3 protein-coding genes are annotated in these 1,517 nt (G+C 58.9%); all 3 read left to right on the top strand.

Features of this window, described 5'->3' with window-relative positions:
* A partial coding sequence (locus tag MVC20_RS07290; RefSeq protein ID WP_297539884.1) for a class II fructose-bisphosphate aldolase occupies positions 1-484 on the top strand: 484 nt, incomplete at its 5' end.
* Positions 485-551: 67 nt separating this feature from the next.
* Entirely contained in the window at positions 552-1,235 is a 684-nt protein-coding gene (rpe, locus tag MVC20_RS07285) for a ribulose-phosphate 3-epimerase (protein ID WP_297539882.1), read from the top strand.
* 1 nt (position 1,236) lies between these two features.
* A partial coding sequence (locus tag MVC20_RS07280) for an HAD hydrolase-like protein (protein WP_297539880.1) occupies positions 1,237-1,517 on the top strand: 281 nt, incomplete at its 3' end.

The raw sequence follows: 1,517 nt of genomic DNA, 5'->3' as shown, positions 1-1,517 counted from the left end.
GCTGGCGATTGCCTGCGGCACCAGCCATGGCGCTTACAAGTTCACCAGCAAGCCCACGGGCGACACGCTGGCGATCAGCCAGATCGAAGCCATCCACGCCAAAATCCCCAATGTTCACCTTGTGATGCACGGCTCCTCCTCGGTGCCGCAATACCTGCAAGACCTGATCAACGAGAACGGCGGCGAAATGGCGCAAACCTACGGTGTGCCTGTCGAGGAAATCGAGCGCGGCATCAAATCCGGTGTGCGCAAGGTGAATATCGACACCGATAACCGCATGGCCCTCACCGGCATGTTCCGCAAAGTGGCCAAGGACAAGCCCACCGAGTTTGACCCGCGCAAGTTCATGATTCCTGCCATGGAAGAAATGGAAAAGCTGGTTATTGACCGTTTCGAGCGCTTTGGTGCCGCTGGCAATGCCAGCAAAATCAAGGTCATCCCGCTGGATGACATGGCCAAGCGCTACGCCGACGGCTCGCTTTAAGCGATACGACACGGGAAGGGTGGCCACGCTGCCCTTCCCGCCCATCTTCAACCAGTGAGGACCCATCATGGACCGTTCTATTAAAATCGCCCCGTCGATCCTGTCGGCAGATTTCGCCAATTTCGGACAAGAGATCCGCGCCATTGAGGACCAGGGCTGCGACTGGGTCCACGTAGACGTGATGGACGGCCATTTTGTCCCCAACCTCACCTTCGGCCCCCCCGCCGTTGCGGCCTTCCGCCCGCATGTAAAAACCGTGATGGACGTGCACCTGATGATCGCGCCCGTGGATCAATATATCGAAGCCTACGCCAAGGCCGGGGCCGATGTTATTTCCGCCCATCTGGAAGCCACAACCCACCCGCACCGCACCTTGCAGGCCATCCGCAACACCGGAGCCAAGGCGGGCCTCGCGCTCAACCCCGGCACCGGCATTGGCGATATCGAGTATTTGCTCGACCTGATTGATATATTCGTGGTGATGACGGTAAACCCCGGTTTTGGCGGGCAAAAATTCATCCACAGCCAAATCGAAAAGGTCAAAAACCTGCGCGCCATGATCGGAGATCGGCCGATCCATATCGAGATTGACGGCGGCATCACCACCGAAACCGCCCCCCTTATGGCGGCTGCCGGCGCCGATGTGCTGGTGGCTGGCTCGGCGGTGTTCAACGGCGGCACTGTTGACACCCCCGAGATTTACGGTGCCAACATCAAAGCCATTCGCGACGCTGCCGAAGCCGCGCGCTGATATGAAATCGGTTGTCTTCGACCTGGACGGCACGCTGATCCACAGCGCGCCGGACCTGCACGCCGCCGCCAACAAAATGCTCGCCGATTACGGCCTCGCCCCGCTGGATATGGCCATGATCGAAAGCTTCATCGGCAATGGTGTGCCCAAGCTGGTGGAACGTTGCTTGCGCGTATATGAAAAGCCCCTCAGCGAAGAGGCCGTGGACAAGATGAGCACCTATTATGGCGCTGATCCGTTTACGCTCACCAAGCCTTATTCGGGCGTGGTGGATTGCCTTGA

Source organism: Roseovarius sp. (assembly GCF_027019125.1).
Classification (GTDB): domain Bacteria; phylum Pseudomonadota; class Alphaproteobacteria; order Rhodobacterales; family Rhodobacteraceae; genus Roseovarius.
Note: the sequence above shows the minus strand (reverse complement) of the source record. Positions and strands in the feature narration are given on the sequence as shown.

Coding starts and splice junctions, on each gene's coding strand:
- rpe (WP_297539882.1), top strand. CDS start 552: ATGGACCGTTCTATTAAAATCGCCCCGTCGATCCTGTCGGCAGATTTC.